Here is a 19,879-nt window from a genome sequence, read left to right as displayed (position 1 = left end):
GACGCAGGTCAGCTGAGCGCGTCGATCTCCTCGTCCGTCAGGGCATCGGGGATGACCGTGACGGGGATCGGGAAGGCGGCTGCCTTGCCCGCGATCGACGACACCAGCGGGCCTGGGCCCTCTTTTGCCGATCCGGCGGCGAGCACCAGAATGGCGATGTCGCGGTCCTCCTCGATCGCCGCATGAATCTGCTCCGTGGCAGTTCCCTCGCGGATGACGATCTCCGGCTCGATACCGATCCGTTCGCGGACCGACTGGGCCACCTTGGCGAGCGTCGCCTCGGCTTCCTCGCGCGCTTCCGCACGCATGATTTCCTCGACCCCCAGCCATTGCTGGAAGTCGCCATCGGCGATCACATAGAGCAGGACGAGACCGCCATTGGAGTTCTTGGCGCGCATGCCCGCATAGTGCACGGCGCGCCCGCATTCCGGGGTATCGTCTATCACCGCCATGAATTTGCGGCGGTGACCTTCAAGTCGAGAGAGTCGGGTCGAGACCATAGGGTGAACAATACATCCCGGGTTGGCCGCCGCAAGGTCTGATTTTCGCGTTTCGGAGCGGGACACGGAAAAGTGCCCGTGGCCTTCCGCTCTTGGTCCGCTCCGACTCCTGAACCGAAGTGAATCCGGGTCCGAGGACCCGGATTCAGTCAACTACTGCAGAAAACCGATGATCTCGCGCACTTCGCTCATCGTCTTTTCCGCCCGCGCCCGCGCTCGCTCGCCGCCATCGCGGAGAATGGCGTCAATGTGAGCGGTGTCGCCCATCAGGCGGCGCATTTCGGCGGTGATCGGCGACAGGACCTCGACCGCGAGGTCGACGAGCGCCGGCTTGAAGACCGAGAACTGCTGCCCGCCAAACTCGGCCAGCACCTGCTCCTTGGTCTTGTCCGACAGCGCCGCATAGATGCCGACGAGGTTTTCCGCTTCCGGACGACCCTTGAGCCCTTCGACCTCGCTTGGTAGCGCATCCGGATCGGTCTTGGCCTTGCGGATCTTCTTCGAGATCGTCTCGGCGTCGTCCATCAGGTTGACGCGCGAAAGGTCGGACGGGTCGGATTTCGACATCTTCTTCGTGCCATCACGCAGCGACATGACGCGCGGCGTCGCGCCGCCGATCAGCGGCTCGACCGGCGGGAAATAGGCGTGGATCGGCTCTTCGCCGACAACCATATCGACACCGTAGCCGGCGCTGCGGATATGCTCCATGAAGTCGATATTGAACTTCTGGGCAATGTCGCGCGTCAGCTCCAGGTGCTGCTTCTGGTCGTCACCGACAGGAACGTGGGTGGCACGATAGACGAGAATGTCGGCCGCCATCAGGCTCGGATAGGCTAGCAGACCGAGCGAGGCGTTCTCGCGGTCCTTGCCGGCCTTGTCCTTGAACTGCGTCATGCGGCTCATCCAGCCGATGCGGGCGACGCAATTGAAGATCCAGGCGAGTTCGGCATGCTGGGGCACGGCCGACTGATTGAAGACGATATGTTTCTTCGGATCGATGCCCGAAGCGATGAAGGCGGCGGCGATCGAGCGGATCTGCCCCTTCAGGTCCTCGTGCACGAGCTGGGCCGTGATCGAATGCAGGTCGACGACGCAGTAGATGCAGTCGTTGTTTTCCTGCAGTGCCACGAACTTGCGGATCGCACCGAGATAATTGCCGAGATGGAGATTGCCCGTCGGCTGTACGCCGGAGAATACGAGCGGCTTGAATTCGTTCATGTCGTCCTCAATAGGCTGGTGGAGGGCCCCAGGGCTTTGTCGCCCATGTAGCTAACGGCATGGCTTATGCACGGGTGGCGGTAGGCAATCAAGAGGTCGCCGCAGCCTCGTCTATTCCGCCGGTTGCAGCAGATCCCAATGGTTGCCGAACGGATCGCTGAAGACCGCCACCGTGCCATAGGGCTCGTGGCGCGGCGCTTCCAGAAAGGCGACGCCGTCGGCCAGCATCGCCGCATGGTCGCGCGCGAAATCGTCGGTGAAGAGGAAGAAGCCGACACGGCCGCCGGTCTGGTTGCCGATCGCCGCCTCCTGGCGTTCGCCGTCGGCCTTGGCAAGCAGCAGCGAAGTCTCAACCGCGCCCTTGGGGCGAACGACGACCCAGCGCTTGCTGTCGTCGAGCCTCGTGTCTTCCACGAGGTCGAAGCCGAGCTTGCCGCAATAGAAGGCGATGCCGGCATCGTAGTCCGGCACGACCAGGGCAATGCGTGCGATCGTCTGGCGCATCAGTCGCTCGCCTCCGGTGCTGCAGCGGGTTCTGCCGGTGCTTTGGCCTTGCGCTTGATGCTCCGGCGGATCATGCCGAGGCTGGCGCCGCCGAGACCGAAGGCGAGCGCGAAGTAGATCACCATCGCCACCGAGACCAGACCGAGCAGGGTTACTGCCCGTGTCACGAGCGGCGCGGCGGAAGAGAGCTCGAAGGCGAACCAGTCGATCGCGAAATACAGCGCCGCAGCCATGCCCGCCGCCGCGATGGCGAGGCGCGGAATGCGGGTCAGCAACGGGATGTCCCTGCCCCAATGGCCGCGCCAGACGAGTGTTGCGAAGAGCAGGACGGCGTTCACCCAGCCGGCGACGATCTCGGCTGTAGCGATGCCGCTTGCGCCGAGCCGCGGAAACAGGGTCAGCGCCAGCGAGACGTTCACGACGACGGAGATGGCGGCGAAGATCATCGGCGTGCGCGTATCCTCGCGCGCGAAGAAGCCGGGAATGAAGGCCTTGATCAAGACGAAAGCCGGCAGGCCGAGACCGTAAATTGCCAGGATGTGACCGACGATGACGGTCGATTCCGGCGAGAACTTGCCGCGCTCGAAGAGCAGCCGGACGATCGGCTCGGACATCACGAGCAACGCAGCTGCCGCCGGCAGCGTCAGGAACAACGTGAACTCGACCGAGCGGTTCTGCAGGTTCGACGCTTCGTTGACATTGCCGGAACGCAGCGCCCGGGCAAGTTCCGGCAGCAGCACGGTTGCCACCGCGATGCCGACGACGCCAAGCGGAAGCTGGTAGATCCGGTCCGCATAGACCAGCGACGAGACCGCGCCTTCGCTCGCCGAGGCGATATTGGTATTGATCAAGAGGTTGATCTGGGTGATGCCGCCGGTGATCGCCGCCGGCAGGGCTAGCACCAGCAGGCGCCTGACACTGGCGGTCATCTTCGGCCGGCGGAGGCCGATCTTGATGCCGGCGTCGCGCACGGCGATCCAGACGATCGCAAGCTGCACCAGACCGGCCGCCATGACCCCCCAGGACAGCGCATAGCCGACGGCCACCGGATCTTGGCCCTCATACCAGGCGTAGGCCAGCACCGCGATCAGGATGACATTGAGGAACACCGGCGCAATCGCTGCCGCAAAGAAGCGATGCAGCGAGTTCAGCATGCCGCCCATCATCGCCGCCAGCGACATGCAGGCGAGATAGGGGAACATGATGCCTGCAAAGACGATGGTGTTGCCGAGCTTTTCCGGATCGTCGGCAAAACCGGGGGCGATCAGCTTGCTGACGATGAAGGGCATCGTCAGTTCCATCGCGATCGTCAGGAACAGAAGCACGGTGAAGAGAACGCCGAAGACTTCCTCGGAAAAGCGCCGCGCGCCCTCCATGCCGTTCGCCTCGATCTCCTTGGCAAAGAGCGGCACGAAGGCGGAGTTGAAGGCCCCTTCGGCAAACAGCCGGCGGAAGGTGTTCGGCAGGCGGAAGGCCGTGTTGAAGGCATCGGCGACCGGGCCGGTGCCGAGGGCGGCCGCCATGAAGGTTTCGCGGATGAAGCCGAACAGGCGGCTTCCAAGCGTCGCGCCGCCGACGGTTGCAAATTTCTTGACCAGACTCATGTTTCGGCTTTTGTCGTTCTTTGAGCGGAGGAGACACCCGGTGGCGGCGCGATGATGCCGGAGGGCATGCGGTCGCGGGCTTCGTCACCCTCACCGGCCATGACGGCCTTGAGGCGGGCGGCAATGTTCATCTGACGGTTCTCGCTCGTCACCTTCTGACCGACGAGGTCGGTGACATAGAAGGTGTCGATCACCTTCTCACCGAAGGTGGTGATGTGCGCCGAGGCGATATCGAGCGAGAGATCGGAAAGCACTGCGGTGATCTCGGACAAGAGGCCCGGACGGTCGAGGCCCTCGACCTCGATCACCGTAAACTTGTTCGACAATGTGTTGCTGATCGTCACCTCGGGCGTCACGGTAAACGCCTTGGTGCGCTTCTTCACCTTCGTCCGGCTGGCAATCACTTCGGGCAGGCGTTTGCGGCCGGCAAGTACGTCCTCGATCAGCTTGCCGATGCTGCCCGCTCGCCGCATCTCATCCCCGTCGACGGCGAACTCGCGGTTCACCAGGATCGTGTCCAGTGCCCGTCCGTCAGAGGTCGTGAAGATCTGGGCATCGACGATGTTGGCGCCGGCGGCAGCGCAGGCGCCGGCGATCACGGTCAGGAGACGCGGATGGTCGGGCGAAAGCACGGTGATTTCGGTGATCGCATGGAACTGGTGCGTGCGCACCATCGTCGCCAGCGCCTTGTCGGCGGCGTCCGCTTCGCGGATGAAGCGTGCATGGCGCACCTGATCTTCGAGCGCGACGGTCAGCAGATAGGGCTGATAATGCAGGCGCACATAGTCGTCGCGCTCCTTCTCGGACCAGTCCGTCAACGCCTCGCCGAGCATCATCGCGGCATGCGCGGCGCGCTCCTTGCGCGACAGTTCCGAGAAGCCGCCCGACAGCAACAGTTCGGTCTCGTAATAGAGCGTGCGCAACAGTTGCCCCTTCCAGCCGTTCCAGACGCCTGGACCGACGGCGCGGATATCGCAAACGGTCAGAACCAAGAGCATCTTCAGCCGGTCGAGCGACTGCACCCGCTCGGCGAAGTCGACGATCGTCTTGCGGTCGTTGAGGTCGCGCGTCTGGGCGACCATCGACATCAACAGATGCTCCTCGATCAGCCAGGCGACGAGTTCGGTCTGCTTTGGCGACAGCCCGAAGCGCGGGCAGAGCTTGCGCGCCACCTTTGCGCCGGCGGTCGAGTGATTCTCGGGCCTGCCCTTGGCGATGTCGTGCAGCAGCACGGCGACGTAGAGCGCCTCGCGCTCCTCGATCCCCGGCATCAGCTGGGCGACCAGCGGATGCGCCTCCTCCTCGATGCCGCCTTCGATGCGCGAGAGCACGTCGACGGTGCGCAGCAGGTGCTCGTCGACCGTATAGTGATGATACATGTTGAACTGCATCATCGAGACGATCTTGCCGAAATCCGGAATAAAGCGGCCGAGCACGCCCGCTTCGTTCATGCGCCTGAGGATGAGTTCCGGCTTGCGGCGCGAGGTGAGGATCGACAGGAAGAGGCGGTTCGCCTCCTCGTTTTCGCGCAGCGCCGGCTTGATCAAACTCAGCGACCGCGTCACCTGGCGCAGTGCCGCCGGATGGAACTCAAGCCCGTTGATGTCGGCGATGTGGAAGAAGCGCAGCAGGTTGACCGGATCGCGCTTGAAGACGTCGGGGCTCGCGAGCGCGATGCGGCCGCCGTCGTCGACAAAATCGAGCGTGCCGGGGATCTTGCGACTGCGATGGGTGAAGCGGCCGATGATGCCGGAGATGCCGGGGGCATCCTTGGCCTGCTGGTCTTCGAGTGCGGCGCAGAAAATGCGGGTCAGGTCGCCGACGTCCTTCGCCACCAGGAAGAAGTGCTTCATGAAGCGCTCGACGGCGGAAAGGCCCGGATGGTCGTGGTAGCCCAGCGCTTCGGCGATCTCCCGTTGGATGTCGAAGGAGAGCCGCTCTTCCGCCTTGCCGGTCAGGAAATGCATATGGCAGCGCACAGCCCAGAGGAAATCCTCGGCCTTCTGGAAAAGCTGGTACTCCTGCCGCGACAATACCCCGACCTTCACGAGGTCGGCGGTGTCCTTGAGGCGGTAGAAATATTTGGCGATCCAGAACAGCGTGTGCAGGTCGCGAAGACCGCCCTTGCCTTCCTTGACGTTCGGCTCGACGAGATAGCGCGTATCACCGGCCTTGCGGTGGCGCTCATCACGCTCGGCAAGCTTGGCGGCGATAAAATCCGGGCCTGTGTTGCGCACGATTTCATGATCGAAGCGCGTTTCGAGCTCGGCGCTCAGCGTCTCGGAGCCGCAGATGTAACGCGTCTCGAGAATGGCCGTGCGAATGGTCATGTCGGCGCGCGACAGGCGGATGCATTCGTCAATGGTGCGGGTGGCGTGGCCGACCTTGAAGCCCAGATCCCAGAGGATATAGAGCATGAACTCGATCGCCGGTTCCGCCCACACGGCCTTCTTGACCGGCAGCAGGAACAGAAGGTCGATGTCCGAGCCCGGCGCCAGCGTGCCGCGGCCATAACCGCCGACCGCAGCCACCGCGATGCGCGAGGCCGGCGGCGCATTGGCAGCGTCGAAGATCTCGTTCAGCACGAAATCATGCAGTACGGTGATCAGCTGATCCTGCAGCCAGGAAATGCGCTCGGCGCACAGAATGCCGGCTCCGTCGGCATAAAACAGTTCGCGCGCCTTGGCCCGGCCGGCGACGTTTGCCTGCTTGAAGGCGGCCAGCAGCGCCTGGCGCATCGGCTCGCGCTGCTCGGCATGGGCCGAGGCGATGAAGTCGCATTTTGCCCGGAGCGCTGCGACATCGAGGATTTCGGGAAAGAAAGTTTCGTGTCTGCCCATGTAGTGCCGAGGGGCGTCCTGTCCGACTGGTTGCGTGGTTCGCTCGCGATCGAGCGCTCCTGCATGATCCTTACGACCGAGGCCGAACAAAGACCACACAGCATTTCAATCGCCGCGCCGGCAAAGGCGCGCGGCGCTGTATAGCCTTTTTACGGAAGGCTGCACAGGAAAAAGGCGCGCGCCGCTTTAGCCAGCGGTTGGCGGGATGCGGGCGGAAAACCGCACACACTTTTCCTCATCCCGCCTTGGCGACGCTCAGTTCCTTCTTCAGCGCATAGAGCGCGTCGAGCGCTTCGCGCGGCGTCATGTCGTCTGGGTTCAGCGTCTTCAACGCCTCCTCGACCTTGGACGGACCTGCGGCCTTCACCTCTTCGCGGCGGATCGCCACCTGGAAGAGCGGCAGATCGTCGATCAGCTGGCTCGCCGGGTTCTTGCGGTCGGCATCCTCGAGCTTGGCGAGCACGTCCTTGGCACGCGCCACCACCGAGGCCGGCAGGCCGGCAAGGCGGGCGACCTGGATGCCATAGGACCGGTCGGCAGCGCCCGGGCCTACCTCGTGCAGGAAGATCACGTCGCCGTGCCATTCCTTGACGCGCATCGTCGCGTTCGAGAGACGGCCGAGCTTTTCCGAAAGCACCGTCAGCTCATGGAAGTGGGTGGCAAACAGGCCGCGGCAGCGGTTTGCCTCATGCAGGTGCTCGACCGCCGCCCAGGCGATCGACAGGCCGTCGAAGGTGGCGGTGCCACGACCGATCTCGTCGAGGATCACCAGCGAGCGGTCGGTCGCCTGGTTGAGGATTGCCGCCGTCTCGACCATCTCGACCATGAAGGTCGAGCGGCCGCGCGCCAGATCGTCGGAGGCGCCGACGCGGGAGAAGAGCCGGTCGACGATGCCGATATGGGCGCTTGCGGCGGGAACGAAAGTGCCCATCTGCGCCATGATCGCGATCAGCGCATTCTGGCGCAGGAAGGTCGATTTACCGCCCATGTTGGGACCGGTGAGCAGCCAGATCGCACCGCCTTCTTCGCCCTCAGGAGGTGAGAGATCGCAGCCATTGGCGACGAAGGCATTGCTTGCCTGGCGCTTCAGCGCCTGCTCGACGACAGGATGGCGGCCGCCGTCGATCGCGAACTTGCGCGAGCGGTCGACGTTAGGCCGTGCATAGGCCTGCTCCTCAGCAAGCACGGCAAGGCCGACGGAGACGTCCACGGTCGCCAGCGCCAATGCCGCCGCCTTGAGCGTCTCGGCAGCCGCAACGACCTCGGCCGTCATCGCCTCGAAGGCTTCAAGCTCGATCGACAGGGCGCGGTCGGCGGCGTTGGCGATCTTGCTTTCAAGTTCCGCCAGCTCCGTCGTGGTGAAGCGCATGGCATTGGCCATGGTCTGGCGATGGATGAAGCGGGCGCGGCCGGCATCCGTATCGGTCATCGAGCCGGCATTGCCGGCGGTCACCTCGATGAAATAACCAAGCACGTTGTTGTGCTTGATCTTCAGCGACTTGATGCCGGTTTCTTCGGAATATTGCAGCTGCAGCCCGGCGATCACCCGCCGCGACTGGTCGCGCAGCGCCCGGACTTCGTCGAGCTCGGCATTGGCACCTGAGCGCAGGAAGCCGCCGTCGCGCTTCAGCAGTGGCAGTTCCTCGCCAAGGGTGGCGTCGAGCAGGCCGAGCAGACCCGCAGGCAGCGCATCGATCGCGGCGCGTGCTTCCTTCAGCTCATCCGATAGCGTGCCGGCCGCCATCCGGCGCGAAATCGACGCCGACGCATGCAAGCCGGCCTGGATGGCGCCGAGATCACGGGGACCGCCGCGGCCGAGCGCCAGTCGCGACAGGGCGCGCGGCATATCCGGCGCACGGCGCAGCGCGTCGCGCAGGTCGCCTGCGAAGGAAGGCTGATCCGCAAGGATCTCGATCGAGTCGAGGCGCTGGTTGATACGGTCCGGATCGGTCAGCGGCGACATCAGCCGCTCGGCGAGAAGCCGGGCGCCGCCGCTCGTCACCGTGCGGTCGAGCGCCTTCAGCAGCGTGCCCTCGCGCGCGCCGGAGAGTGTCTTGACCAGTTCAAGGTTGGCGCGGGTCGCCGGATCGATGAACAGCGTCGAGGCGGCACTTTCGCGCTCGGGGGTGCCGAGCGCCGGACGTTCGGCAAGCTGGGTCTTCTCGACATAGGAGATCGCAGCCGAAGCGGCGGCCAATTCGGCGCGCGAGAATGTGCCGAAGCCGTCGAGCGTCTTGACGCCGAAATAGCGGCTAATGCGGCCCTCGGCCGTCGCGCTGTCGAACAGCACCGCCGGCTGCGGCACGGCCACGCGGCCGAGCACGTCGAAGACGGGCCTCAATTCCGGATCGTGAAACACCGTATCGGCAAGGATCAGTTCGCGCGGCTCGATGCGCAGGATATCGGCGAGCAGCCGGCTTTCGGCGGTCTCGGCCAGCCGGAAGATGCCGGTGGAGATATCGATCCAGGCAAGCGCGTAAGCGGGTTCGGACCCGCTCTTGATGCGCGCCAGCGCCATCAGGTAGTTGGTCTCCGACGGCGACAGCAGCTTCTCTTCGGTGATCGTGCCCGGTGTCACCAGGCGCACGACGTCGCGGCGCACCACCGACTTGCCGCCGCGCTTCTTGGCCTCCGCCGGGTCTTCGACCTGCTCGCAGACGGCGACGCGGAAGCCGAGGCCGATCAGCTTCTGCAGATAATCGTCGGCGGCATGCACCGGTACGCCGCACATCGGGATTTCCTGTCCCATGTGCTGGCCGCGCTTCGTCAGCGTGATGCCGAGCGCGCGCGACGCTTCGACCGCGTCCTGGAAGAACAGCTCGTAGAAGTCGCCCATGCGGTAGAACAGCAGCGAATCCGGGTTGTTCGCCTTGATCTCGATGAACTGTTCCATCATCGGCGTGGCCGTGGAACGGCTTTCCTCGCTCGCCAGTTCGGCTGCGGACAACACCTCCCCGGCGCGGTTCGATTGGTCTGTCACGAAATTCATGATTGTTCCGAAAAAAGAGATGGCACACTATCCCCAAGCAATTGTAGACGACAACCATAAAGAGGCGCGCCGCAAGGCTCGCCCACAGGAGGATAGAGGAAACATGCCGGCCACCGACAAGACCGATCGCACAATGACGAGCGTCACCGCGCAAGAAGCGCTCGATTTTCACTCGCAGGGTCGTCCCGGAAAGCTGGAGATTTCCCCCACCAAGGCCATGGCGACCCAGCGCGACCTGTCGCTTGCCTATTCGCCGGGTGTCGCGGTGCCGGTGAAGGCGATCGCCGAGGACCCCAGCACCGCCTATGACTACACGACGCGCGGCAACATGGTCGCCGTCATCTCGAACGGCACCGCCATCCTCGGCCTCGGCAACCTCGGGGCGCTTGCCTCCAAGCCGGTCATGGAAGGCAAGGCGGTGCTGTTCAAGCGCTTCGCCGACGTCGATTCCATCGACCTCGAAGTCGATACCGAGAACGTCGACGAGTTCATCAACTGCGTGCGCTTCCTGGGGCCGTCCTTCGGTGGCATCAACCTCGAAGACATCAAGGCCCCGGACTGTTTCATCATCGAGCAGAAGCTGCGCGAGGTCATGGACATCCCGGTGTTCCACGACGACCAGCACGGCACCGCGATCATTGCCGCTGCCGGCCTGATCAATGCGCTGGCTTTGACCGGCCGCGACTTCAAGACGACGAAGCTCGTCTGCAACGGCGCGGGTGCTGCTGCCATCGCCTGCATCGAGCTCATCAAGTCGATGGGCTTCAATTCGGAAAACATCATCCTTTGCGACACCAAGGGCGTGATCTTCGAGGGTCGCACCGAAGGCATGAACCAGTGGAAGTCGGCGCACGCGGTCAAGACCGACCGCCGCACCCTCGCAGAAGCGCTCGAGGGCGCAGACGTGGTCTTCGGCCTTTCGGCCAAGGGTGCGCTTTCGGAAGACATGGTCCGCTCGATGGCACCGCGGCCGATCATCTTCGCCATGGCCAACCCGGATCCGGAAATCACGCCGGAGGAAGTCGCCCGCATCCGTGACGACGCGATCGTCGCGACCGGCCGTTCGGACTATCCGAACCAGGTCAACAACGTGCTTGGTTTCCCCTATATCTTCCGCGGCGCGCTCGACGTGCGCGCCTCGACGATCAACGACGCGATGAAGATCGCGGCGGCTGAAGCGCTGGCAAGCCTTGCCAAGGAAGATGTGCCTGATGATGTTGCGGCCGCCTACCAGGGCAACCGTCCACGCTTCGGCGCGCAATACATCATCCCGGTCCCCTTCGATCCGCGGCTGATCTCGTCGATCCCGATGGCGGTCGCCAAGGCTGCGATGGAAAGCGGCGTCGCGCAGAAGCCGATCACCGATCTCGAAGCCTATGGCCGTCAGCTTTCCGCCCGCCGCGACCCGATCGCCTCGACGCTGCAGCGTATCTACGAACGCGTCCGGCGCCAGCCGAAGCGCATTGTCTTTGCCGAAGGCGAAGAGGTGCAGGTCATGCGCTCGGCGATCGCCTATGCCAACCAGCAGCTCGGCACCGCCATCCTGCTCGGCCGCGAGGAGCGCATGCGCGAGACGGCGGAGCGCGAGGGCATCGACCTAGACCGCCCCGGCATCCAGATCGTCAATGCACGCCTTTCCAAGCGCGTCGGCGCCTATACGGACTATCTCTATGCCCGCCTGCAGCGGAAGGGCTTCCTCTTCCGCGACGCCCAGCGCCTGATCAACAACGACCGCAACCACTTCGCCGCCTGCATGGTGGCACTCGGTGACGCCGACGGGATGGTGACGGGCCTCACCCGCAACTATTCGACCGCCCTCGAGGACGTGCGCCGCTGCATCGATCCGAAGCCGGGCCATCGCGTCATCGGCGTCTCGATCGCGCTCTGCCGCGGCCGCACCGTGCTCGTCGCCGACACGGCAGTGCACGACATGCCCTCTTCGGAGGAGCTTGCCGATATCGCCGAGGAGGCAGCCGGCCTCGCCAAACGGCTCGGTTACGTGCCGCGCGTGGCGATGCTCGCCTATTCCACCTTCGGCCACCCCTCGGGCGAACGCTCCGAGCGGGTGCGCGAGGCGGTCAACATCCTCGACAAGCGCCGCGTCGACTTCGAATATGACGGGGAAATGGCGGCGGACGTGGCGCTCAACGCCCGCGTCATGGAGCAATATCCGTTCTGCCGCCTCTCCGGCACCGCCAACGTGCTCGTCATGCCGGCGTTCCACTCGGCGTCGATCTCGACCAAGATGCTGCAGGAACTCGGCGGCTCGACGGTGATTGGTCCCCTGCTCGTCGGCTTCGACAAGTCGATCCAGATCGTCTCGATGTCGGCCAAGGATTCCGACATCGTCAACATGGCGGCGATTGCCGCCTACAACGCCGGCATGTGACACCGACGGATGTACTATTTTGGCGCAGGCCTGGCACTCAAAGTCGCCAGGTCTGCCGAAATAGTAACAAATCGCTACAAGTTATAAAAAGAAGAGCCCGCATCCCCTGGAGAGAAGAAGCGAGCTCATAATCAGGCAACCGAACTACGTTTCAGGTAATGAAAGACGGAGGATTTGGGATTTCATGCCGGCCAACCTCCGGAAATGATCGGCCATTCCTCCGTTATTTTCTCTATTCTCTCGTGATGAAATTAGAGAATAACTTGACAATACAAGTCTCTCTTTCAGTCTCGAAAGTCAAACTCGTCATTAAGACTTGGTTAATCCAGTCGCGCGCCCGTCAGGAGACGGAGGTCGCGAACCGCCCTGCGTCTGCGCCGTAATAATTGAGATAACGGCCGGAGATATTGCTGATCGGCAGCACGATCAAAACATCCGTCGTGCGGAATGCATGATCGACCACCGCGCCGTCGCCGACCATTGCGCCCAGACGCATATAGCCCTTGATCAGCGGCGGCAGGGCGCCGAGCGCCTTTTTCGCATTGATCGCCTCGGCCGGCATCAAATCCATGGTCCGATGCAGTTCCGGACGTGCGCTCACGGCCCATTCGTCACGGGCGCGGATGTTGTGATGCAGGAAGGAAAGCGCCAGCGCATGCTCGGCCGGCACCACGCCGGGGAACGAACCGCAGCCGAACATGGCGTCCATGCCGTATTTGAGGGCGTAGGCCCAGTTTCCCTGCCAAAGCAGTTCCACCGTCCGCTTGGTACGGTAGTCCGGCAACACGCAGGAACGGCCAAGCTCCATGAAGCGCTTGGTCGGATGGCGAGCGAGAAGCTGGTCGATGGCAAATTCGGAAGCCGAGTAGAAACCGCCCGAGCGCTCGGCCACGTCCTGGCGGAGCAAGCGATAGGTGCCGACGATCTGATCCTCGGCATCGCCCTCGATCGAGGTATCGAGAACCAGAAGGTGATCGCAGATCGCGTCCCAGCTGTCGATGTCGCGCTTGCGGCGGTCGGCTTCGGCGCCAACCTGCGCATTCATCTCTTCGACGAAAACCTTGTAGCGTACGGCCTGGGCGGCATCGATCTCCGATGCCGTCCGTGCCAGGCGCGTCTCGAGATTGGCGATCCTGCCAAGAACGTCAGTCGTCGGGGCGGCAGCCTTCTTGCCGATGCAAGCCTGAGAAGTGTCAACCACGTTCGCTGAATCCAGTAGCTCGATGGCCATCCGCGTCATCCCGAATCAATTCTATCTGCCGGGCTTAGACCACGTTTCTGCAACAACATAGTGACATGAAAGCGGCATACAACCCCCACGCCCCGATGGTTACGGTTACCACTGCCGAAGTTACCGTTCGCGCAGCAGGCGGGCGATCTCCGATGTCAGCAGCTGCGGATCGGCGGGCTTCGACAACACGAAGTCGGCGCCGGCGCCCATCAGCCTTTCGCGCATGTCGGCACGAACATCCGACGTCAGGACGATGACGGGCAGCCGGGGCGCGGATCGCGCGGCCTCATCGGCGCGCAGGTGCTGCAGCAGCGAAAGGCCGTCGCCACCCGGCATGTTGAGATCGGTCACCAGCAGCTCCGGAAGCGAGCGCTGGCCGGGCGCATGCAGGGCCTCAGCAACGGCGCCGAAGTCGCTGACAAGGCGGACCGAATACCCCGAGCGCTGGAGCACGGTGCGAACGATCAGCGCGTTGACCGGATCGTCTTCGGCCAGCAGGATCCCATTCGCCCTGTTGTAAACAGGCGTGGTCGCAGGCTCCTCTCGCAGAACGGGCCGGTTGTCGTTGATCGCGTCGCGTTTCTCGATACCCTTCAGGCGACCGAGCAGCACCTCGACCAGGGACTTTTCGCGCAGCGGCCGGATCAGCCATGCCTCGTAGCCGTCCATCTGGTTGACGGGGTGGCTGTTGCGCTCCTCCGGATTGATCAGATAGGTGCGCCGCACCTCCAGCCGTGCAACGGACGGCTGCAGGGAAAGAAGCTGCTTGTATTGCTGGGCATGGCGGTGGTCGACGATCACGTCCGTCAGCGGCGCGCCGCCGGCGAGCACGTCCGCAAGGACATGCTGGGCCGCGGCAAGCGTGGTGGCACGATGGCACCGCCCGCCGAGTGTCGCGATCGTCGCGGCGAGCGCCGCCGAGGCCGGACCATCGGGCGCCATCACCAGGACATGCGAGCCCGCAAGGCACGACCGGCGCTCCGGTGCGACCGCCTCGATCTCGGCAAATGGCAGACGAATTTCGAAACGGCTGCCGCGTCCCGGCGCGCTTGCGGCCGTAAGGCTGCCACCGCAGGCCTGCATGATCCTGCGGGAGATGGCGAGGCCAAGGCCGGTGCCCTTCGCCCGCTGTTCGTCGTTTCCGGCCTGCTCGAACTCCTCGAAAATGCGCTTCAGGTCGTCAGGCGACATGCCCGGACCGGTGTCGTCGATCCGGATCCGCACGCATTCGTCGACCGTATCGGCGCCGACAAAGACGCCGCCGACCTCGGTGAACTTCACCGCATTGCCGATCACGTTGAAGAGCACCTGGCGCAGGCGCGCCGCATCGAAGGCCATCTCAGCGGGCACATCGACGGCGACCGTGGCACCGATCTCGATGCCTTTCTCATGCGCCCGGTTGGAGAGCATTTCCACCACGCTCTCGATGACGCCACGCGGATCCTGTCGGGTCGGGCGAAACTGGAAGCGACCGGCCGACAGCGACGAGAAATCGATCAGGTCCTCGACGAGCTGGACCAGCGCATGGCCGGACTGCTGCATGCCGGCGAGGTAGTTCTTCTGCTCGCTCGACAGCCGGGTCTGGCCGAGCAGGTGGCTCACGCCGAGGATGCCGGAAAGCGGCGTACGGATCTCATGGCTGACTGTGGCGAGAAGCCTCGACTTCGCCTTGCTCGCCTCCTCTGCCCGCCGGCGCGCCGCTTCGCGCTCACGCGCCGCCGCGGCCTCCTCGGTGACGTCGCGCGCGATGCTGTGGCGCATGAGCCTGCCACTTGCCGGATCGCGGGCGATCACGTCGTGCCAGTCGTAAAGGCGCACGCCGTCCGATGCGGCAATCCGGACCAGATAGTGATTGGGCGCAGCCTTTGGCTCGAAGCTCAGGCCAAGCGCCGCGCAATCGAGGCCGTGGACATCGGAGTGGCCGCAGACCTGATGGAAGACCGCGTTGGCATGAACGATCTTTCCGTCCATGCCGCGCATGATCGCGAGGTCACCCAGCGCATCGTGAATGGTCGAGAGCAACGCCGACGTCTCGGAGCGATGCCAATCGCGATCCCGGTCCGCTTCGTCGCCTGCCTGCCTGCCATCGAACGACCGTATGGCTTCGACGACGAGCAGGAACACGCCGACAGAGCCTGCCGCCGCAATCGCTGCGGAAAACAGGTAAAAGCCGGCGCTCATGCCGATGACGAGAATGAGACCGGAGGCGACAAGGCCGAGCAATGCCAGCGACGCCTGATTGACCGCATGGCGCTTGCCCTTGACGGGTGCTTCCTGCTCGTGAGCCGGAGGCGATACCTCGACAGGGAGCGGAGCCACCGGCGGCGCGTCACCCGTCCGGCTTCCTGTCCGGAAGCCGGATTCGATCCGCTCCAGCAATCGTGACGGTTCGCTCATGCAATCCGGCTAACACGACAAGCGTTCCGAATGGCTTCAATGCACCGGTAAAATCTTAACGATCGGCCTTTTTCGCGTGCAGCAGTTCGTCAAGGATGATGGCTCCGGCGCCGATGGTGATGAAGGTATCGGCCAGATTGAAGACGGCGAAGGACCATGTTTCGGTATAGAAAAGGATGTAGTCGATCACGTAGCCGAAGATCAGCCGGTCGACGAGGTTGCCGAGTGCGCCGGCGATGATCAGCGCGTAGCCGAAATGCGCAAAGAACCGGTCCTTCGGCGTGCGCTTCCAGAGCCAGAGCACGAAAGCGACGACGGCAAGCCGCATGCCGACGATGAACCAGCCTTCCATGCCCGACAGCATCGAGAAGGCGACGCCATAGTTGTAGGTACGGTAAAGCGCCAGCATCGGCACGACGTGGACCGCCTGATTAAAGGGCAGGTAGATCTCGACCAGATACTTGATCAACTGATCGGCGATGAGCGCGAGAAGGATGAAGACCGCGATCGGCAGCGGCCGCGAAAACAGAACCTGCCTCTCGCTCATGCGCGGGCGTCCAGCGTCAGCAGATGACGGCGCGCCTCGAACAGCATGATGCCGGTAGCGATCGCAAGGTTGAGTGAATCGGCGCGTCCGGCCTGCGGGATGCGTGCGAGCGCACCTGCCTCACGGGCAAGCTCCTCCGGCAGACCCGCCTGTTCGTTGCCCATAAGGATCACCACGGGCTTCGACTTGTAATCGATGGTGCGGTAATCGACGGCGCCGGCGAGATGGGTGGCAACCACCTTCACGCCGGCGGATTTCTGCCAGCGGATGAAGTCGTCCACGCTGGCGCGTGCCACCGGCATCGCGAAGACCGAGCCCATGGTGGCGCGCACGGTTTCAAGCGAAAACGGGTCGGTGGTCTCGCCGACGAGAATGATGCCGGAGGCACCGGCGGCATCGGCCGTGCGGATGATCGTGCCGAGGTTGCCGGGATCGCGCACCCGGTCCAGCGCCACATAGGTTTCTCCCAGTTGCGGCTTCAGATCCTTTAGCGCCTGGTAGCGCTGCTCGAAGATACCGACGACCATCTGAGGATTGTCGCGCCGGGTGATCGTCGTCAGCACCTTCTCGCTGACCTCGAGCACCAGACCACCCTTGGCGAAGGTCTTCGCCGCCACCTGCTCCACATGCGGCTTGCCCTTGGCCGCCTTGGCATAGATCAGCGTCTTGATCTTCCAGCCGAGATCGAGCGCGTCGATCACCAGCTTCAGGCCTTCGGCCATGAAGGACCGCGTCTCGTCGCGATGCTTCTTCTGTGCCAGCGCGCGGATATCCTTGATGATCGGGTTGGTGAGGCTCGTGACCTCCTTTACCTGACCCACACGACCGGCGCCGTGTTCGCTTCTGTCGTTCGTCATTGCGGTACCCAGCGGCTGAAGAGAGAGGTCGAAAGCGCCCTGCCCGGCTCGCGTCCGTCAAGCCCGCCCTCGCGGATGATGAGCTCGCCCGATTCCACCCGGCCGCCGCGGCCGCGCATCGTCTCGCGCATCAGTTCATGGATCGAATAGAAGCTCGCCCGGATGGAATAGGCGGTCAGCACCAGGCCGCGCGCCTCCGGCGAGAGGATCTCGCGGCAGATGTCGAGCATCGCCGCCAGGTGATCAAAAAGCTGCCAGACCTCGCCATTCGGACCACGGCCGAACTTCGGCGGGTCGGTCAGAATGATGTCGTAGCGGCTGCCGCGGCGCTCTTCGCGCTGGATGAACTTCATTGCGTCGTCGCAGATCCAGCGGATCGGCAGCTTGTCGGCCCGCGCCAGCAGCTGGTTCTCGCGTGCCCAGCCGATCGCCTTCTTCGAGGCGTCGACATGGGTGACCTCGGCGCCGGCCTTGGCGGCGATCAGCGAGGCGACCCCGGTATAGCCGAACAGGTTCAGAACCTTGAGCGGTCGCCCTGCAGCTTCCACCTGGTCCTTGACCCAGCTCCAGTGCGCGAGCTGTTCGGGGAAGACGCCGACATGGCGGAACGAGGTGAAGCGGCCGTGGAAATCGGTTCCGAGAAGCTGCATCGGCCAGGTTTCGCCGAGCACGGCGCCCGGAAAGCGCCAGCGGCCCATGCCGTCCTCGTCGGTGTCGCCGGTGAAAATCGCGTCGGCCTTTTCCCAGACGCCGTCCGCCAGGCTGCGCGGCCAGAGCGCCTGCGCCTCGGGACGCACGATGCGATAGGGACCGTATTGTTCGAGCTTCTCGCCGGCGCCGCTGTCGATCAGATGGTAGCCGGAAGCGCCCACGGTCTCGAGAATGAGCGGCACGCGCTCGGCCGGCTTTTCGCCGGTTCGCCGAGCAATCGCCCCTACAGGTGCTTCCTGCACGGCTGCCTGTTTGGCGGGCCTGTCGCGTGTCTCCGCGGCCTGCGCTGCCACCGGGCGCGCCGGCCGTTCCTTGAAGCCGCCGCCCTTCGGCGGTACCGGACGCTTCTGATCGTGGCGACCGCCGCCACGCGCCTCGGCGCCGCGGCCTTTGGCCATCGTCACGGAGGCATTCTTCGACCGCCGGTCCTTTTCCTTCACGCTGAGATCCCTGGGCTTGTTAGTGCATGTGCCGCCTGCCCGCTGCAGTATCGAGTGCGCGCGGGCGGACGCCATGAGGTTTGTCGCCGCAGCCTTCAGCCGCAGCATCTATTGAAGCTGCAAATAGCATCGCTGATGCACTTGGCAAAGTCGTTTCCGTTTTGCGAAGATCGGCGCGGGAGAACCCGCTGCAAATTTCCTCGGGTCGGAAACGGCGTGAGGACAAAATTCTGCAGCAGACCTAAAGTGTTACAACGACTTTGGCGCGTCGATGCCGATGCGCGGCACTGCAATGGGAGGAAAGCGCATGGACATGACCGGCGAAGAACGGATTTCGGCTGGGCGCGACGCCGTGTGGCGCGGCCTCAACGATCCGGAAATCCTCAAACGGTGCATCCCCGGCTGTCAGTCGCTGGAGATGACTTCGCCGACCGAACTTGCAGCGGTTGTGAAGATCAAGATCGGACCGGTCTCTGCCTCCTTCACCGGCAATGTCGTGCTCTCCAATCTCAATCCGCCAGAGGGCTACACGATCTCGGGCGAAGGAAAGGGCGGGATCGCCGGTTTTGCCAAGGGGGGCGCCGACGTCACGTTGACGGAGGATGGCGCAGACACAGTGCTGCGTTACGACGTCAAGGCAGAGATCGGCGGCAAGCTCGCCCAACTCGGCTCGCGCCTCATCGATTCGACCGCAAAGAAGTTGGCCCAGCAGTTCTTTACCGACTTCGGCGCCGCCGTCAGCGGTACCGCGGAAGCGGCGAGCTGACGGCTCGCCACTCCGCAGCGTCAAGTCAAACGTTCAGTTCTGAGGGGCAGCCAACGTCGCCTGAGTGGCGAGCTTTTCTGCCTGGCTGCGATGCTTCTCGGCTTCGCGATGCCACTTCACCGCCTCATTCGCCTCGGTGCGTGCACGGCGACGGTACGTGCCCTGGCTGAACCAGGTCGCTGCTGCGCCGAGGATCATGCCGACGATGACGGCAAGGAACAGGAAGACGAAGAAGGGCGCGCTGACCGAAAGCACGCTGTCTTCCGGGCGGAAAGGGTTCAGTGCCAGCGTCACGCTCTGGCGATTGGCGACGCTGAGAACGATCAGGATCACGCCAACCGGAATGAGAACAACGATATTGATCAGTTTCTTGAACATTCAAGCGCTCCAGCTTGCGAGCGGCCGCGTGGTTTCCGTTGGCCACGCGGGACGACGGGCGTCCATTGCGCCAGGCCGCTGAGACCGAGAAAGACGATCAGTCTTCGTCGTCACCATTCATGCCGGGATTAAGGCGCTCGCGCAATTCCTTGCCGGTTTTGAAGAACGGCACCCACTTTTCCTCGACGAAGACGGAATCGCCGGTGCGCGGGTTGCGCCCGGAACGCGACGGCCGGTTCTTGACGGAGAAGGCACCGAAGCCGCGCAGTTCGACCCGGTTGCCTGACGCGAGCGCGTCCGTGATCTCATCGAGAACCGCATTGACGATGTTTTCGACATCGCGGTGATAGAGATGCGGATTGCGAGCTGCAACAATCTGCACCAGTTCTGACTTGATCACTGTCGCCCCCTCAAATTCTTGTTTGTTTTGCTTTTTCGGTCTGCATTGTGATTGCTGCAAGAATATCGACGACGCTTGCAAAAACGCCGCCAACTCCTCACGGCTCAG

Annotated in this window: 15 protein-coding genes; 2 read left to right on the top strand and 13 right to left on the bottom strand. The window is 63.7% G+C overall.

Going from position 1 to position 19,879, the window contains the following annotated elements; all coding sequences use genetic code 11:
• Positions 1 to 8: 8 nt before the first annotated feature.
• From IB265_RS01760 to mutS, 6 genes are all read right to left on the bottom strand, one after another.
• Positions 9 to 500, bottom strand: a complete 492-nt coding sequence (locus tag IB265_RS01760; protein ID WP_057248011.1) for a universal stress protein — start codon at positions 498 to 500, stop codon at positions 9 to 11.
• A 153-nt stretch (positions 501 to 653) separates the two neighbouring features.
• Positions 654 to 1,718 (bottom strand): tryptophan--tRNA ligase, encoded by a 1,065-nt coding sequence (gene trpS / locus IB265_RS01755; RefSeq protein ID WP_057248010.1) that lies wholly within the window; start codon positions 1,716 to 1,718, stop codon positions 654 to 656.
• Positions 1,719 to 1,829: 111 nt separating this feature from the next.
• Positions 1,830 to 2,222, bottom strand: a complete 393-nt coding sequence (locus IB265_RS01750; RefSeq protein ID WP_057248009.1) for a VOC family protein — start codon at positions 2,220 to 2,222, stop codon at positions 1,830 to 1,832.
• A complete protein-coding gene (murJ, locus tag IB265_RS01745; protein ID WP_057248008.1) occupies positions 2,222 to 3,826 on the bottom strand; it encodes a murein biosynthesis integral membrane protein MurJ in 1,605 nt (534 codons plus the stop codon). Before murJ ends, IB265_RS01750 begins: the two co-directional genes overlap by 1 nt.
• The gene (locus IB265_RS01740; protein ID WP_057248007.1) at positions 3,823 to 6,666 is read right to left on the bottom strand and encodes a [protein-PII] uridylyltransferase; all 2,844 of its coding nucleotides are present in this window, start codon (positions 6,664 to 6,666) and stop codon (positions 3,823 to 3,825) included. Before IB265_RS01740 ends, murJ begins: the two co-directional genes overlap by 4 nt.
• A gap of 235 nt (positions 6,667 to 6,901) precedes the next feature.
• Positions 6,902 to 9,655 carry a DNA mismatch repair protein MutS gene (gene mutS / locus IB265_RS01735; RefSeq protein ID WP_057248006.1) on the bottom strand — a complete coding sequence of 918 codons (2,754 nt, stop codon included), beginning with the start codon at positions 9,653 to 9,655 and terminating at the stop codon, positions 6,902 to 6,904.
• A gap of 103 nt (positions 9,656 to 9,758) precedes the next feature.
• Between mutS and IB265_RS01730 the strand changes: the two genes are divergently transcribed.
• Entirely contained in the window at positions 9,759 to 12,044 is a 2,286-nt protein-coding gene (locus IB265_RS01730) for an NADP-dependent malic enzyme (protein WP_057248005.1), read from the top strand.
• Between the two features lie 340 nt (positions 12,045 to 12,384).
• Here IB265_RS01730 and IB265_RS01725 read toward each other — a convergent pair whose 3' ends face one another.
• From IB265_RS01725 to IB265_RS01705, 5 genes are all read right to left on the bottom strand, one after another.
• On the bottom strand, positions 12,385 to 13,275 hold the full coding sequence (locus IB265_RS01725; protein WP_057248004.1) for a GNAT family N-acetyltransferase: 891 nt from the start codon (positions 13,273 to 13,275) through the stop codon (positions 12,385 to 12,387).
• 120 nt (positions 13,276 to 13,395) lie between these two features.
• A complete protein-coding gene (locus tag IB265_RS01720; protein ID WP_057248003.1) occupies positions 13,396 to 15,672 on the bottom strand; it encodes an ATP-binding protein in 2,277 nt (758 codons plus the stop codon).
• A gap of 55 nt (positions 15,673 to 15,727) precedes the next feature.
• A complete protein-coding gene (gene lspA / locus IB265_RS01715) occupies positions 15,728 to 16,219 on the bottom strand; it encodes a signal peptidase II (protein ID WP_057248002.1) in 492 nt (163 codons plus the stop codon).
• Positions 16,216 to 17,076 (bottom strand): RNA methyltransferase, encoded by an 861-nt coding sequence (locus tag IB265_RS01710; protein WP_057248001.1) that lies wholly within the window; start codon positions 17,074 to 17,076, stop codon positions 16,216 to 16,218. The genes lspA and IB265_RS01710 overlap by 4 nt, the downstream gene beginning before the upstream one ends.
• Complete coding sequence (locus IB265_RS01705; protein ID WP_192494611.1) at positions 17,073 to 18,227, bottom strand: class I SAM-dependent rRNA methyltransferase; 1,155 nt, start codon at positions 18,225 to 18,227, stop codon at positions 17,073 to 17,075. The genes IB265_RS01710 and IB265_RS01705 overlap by 4 nt, the downstream gene beginning before the upstream one ends.
• 307 nt (positions 18,228 to 18,534) lie before the next feature.
• Between IB265_RS01705 and IB265_RS01700 the strand changes: the two genes are divergently transcribed.
• A complete protein-coding gene (locus IB265_RS01700; protein ID WP_057248000.1) occupies positions 18,535 to 18,993 on the top strand; it encodes a carbon monoxide dehydrogenase subunit G in 459 nt (152 codons plus the stop codon).
• Between the two features lie 33 nt (positions 18,994 to 19,026).
• Here the strand turns inward: IB265_RS01700 and IB265_RS01695 are convergent, their stop codons facing one another.
• Both IB265_RS01695 and IB265_RS01690 read right to left on the bottom strand, forming a co-directional pair.
• A complete protein-coding gene (locus tag IB265_RS01695) occupies positions 19,027 to 19,371 on the bottom strand; it encodes a hypothetical protein (protein ID WP_057247999.1) in 345 nt (114 codons plus the stop codon).
• A 97-nt stretch (positions 19,372 to 19,468) separates the two neighbouring features.
• The gene (locus IB265_RS01690; protein WP_057247998.1) at positions 19,469 to 19,771 is read right to left on the bottom strand and encodes an integration host factor subunit beta; all 303 of its coding nucleotides are present in this window, start codon (positions 19,769 to 19,771) and stop codon (positions 19,469 to 19,471) included.
• Positions 19,772 to 19,879 lie beyond the last annotated feature (108 nt).

This window comes from Ensifer sp. ENS10 (assembly GCF_014852025.1).
Classification (GTDB): Bacteria; Pseudomonadota; Alphaproteobacteria; order Rhizobiales; family Rhizobiaceae; genus Ensifer.
This window is presented reverse-complemented; position numbering and strand designations above follow the sequence as displayed.

Excerpts from the sequence above, each read along its gene's own strand:
- IB265_RS01695 (WP_057247999.1), bottom strand. The coding sequence starts at position 19,371 with ATGTTCAAGAAACTGATCAATATCGTTGTTCTCATTCCGGTTGGCGTG.
- IB265_RS01730 (WP_057248005.1), top strand. The coding sequence starts at position 9,759 with ATGCCGGCCACCGACAAGACCGATCGCACAATGACGAGCGTCACCGCG.
- mutS (WP_057248006.1), bottom strand. The coding sequence starts at position 9,655 with ATGAATTTCGTGACAGACCAATCGAACCGCGCCGGGGAGGTGTTGTCC.
- IB265_RS01725 (WP_057248004.1), bottom strand. The coding sequence starts at position 13,275 with ATGGCCATCGAGCTACTGGATTCAGCGAACGTGGTTGACACTTCTCAG.
- lspA (WP_057248002.1), bottom strand. The coding sequence starts at position 16,219 with ATGAGCGAGAGGCAGGTTCTGTTTTCGCGGCCGCTGCCGATCGCGGTC.
- trpS (WP_057248010.1), bottom strand. The coding sequence starts at position 1,718 with ATGAACGAATTCAAGCCGCTCGTATTCTCCGGCGTACAGCCGACGGGC.
- IB265_RS01710 (WP_057248001.1), bottom strand. The coding sequence starts at position 17,076 with ATGACGAACGACAGAAGCGAACACGGCGCCGGTCGTGTGGGTCAGGTA.
- IB265_RS01720 (WP_057248003.1), bottom strand. The coding sequence starts at position 15,672 with ATGAGCGAACCGTCACGATTGCTGGAGCGGATCGAATCCGGCTTCCGG.
- IB265_RS01740 (WP_057248007.1), bottom strand. The coding sequence starts at position 6,666 with ATGGGCAGACACGAAACTTTCTTTCCCGAAATCCTCGATGTCGCAGCG.
- IB265_RS01750 (WP_057248009.1), bottom strand. The coding sequence starts at position 2,222 with ATGCGCCAGACGATCGCACGCATTGCCCTGGTCGTGCCGGACTACGAT.
- IB265_RS01760 (WP_057248011.1), bottom strand. The coding sequence starts at position 500 with ATGGTCTCGACCCGACTCTCTCGACTTGAAGGTCACCGCCGCAAATTC.
- IB265_RS01700 (WP_057248000.1), top strand. The coding sequence starts at position 18,535 with ATGGACATGACCGGCGAAGAACGGATTTCGGCTGGGCGCGACGCCGTG.
- murJ (WP_057248008.1), bottom strand. The coding sequence starts at position 3,826 with ATGAGTCTGGTCAAGAAATTTGCAACCGTCGGCGGCGCGACGCTTGGA.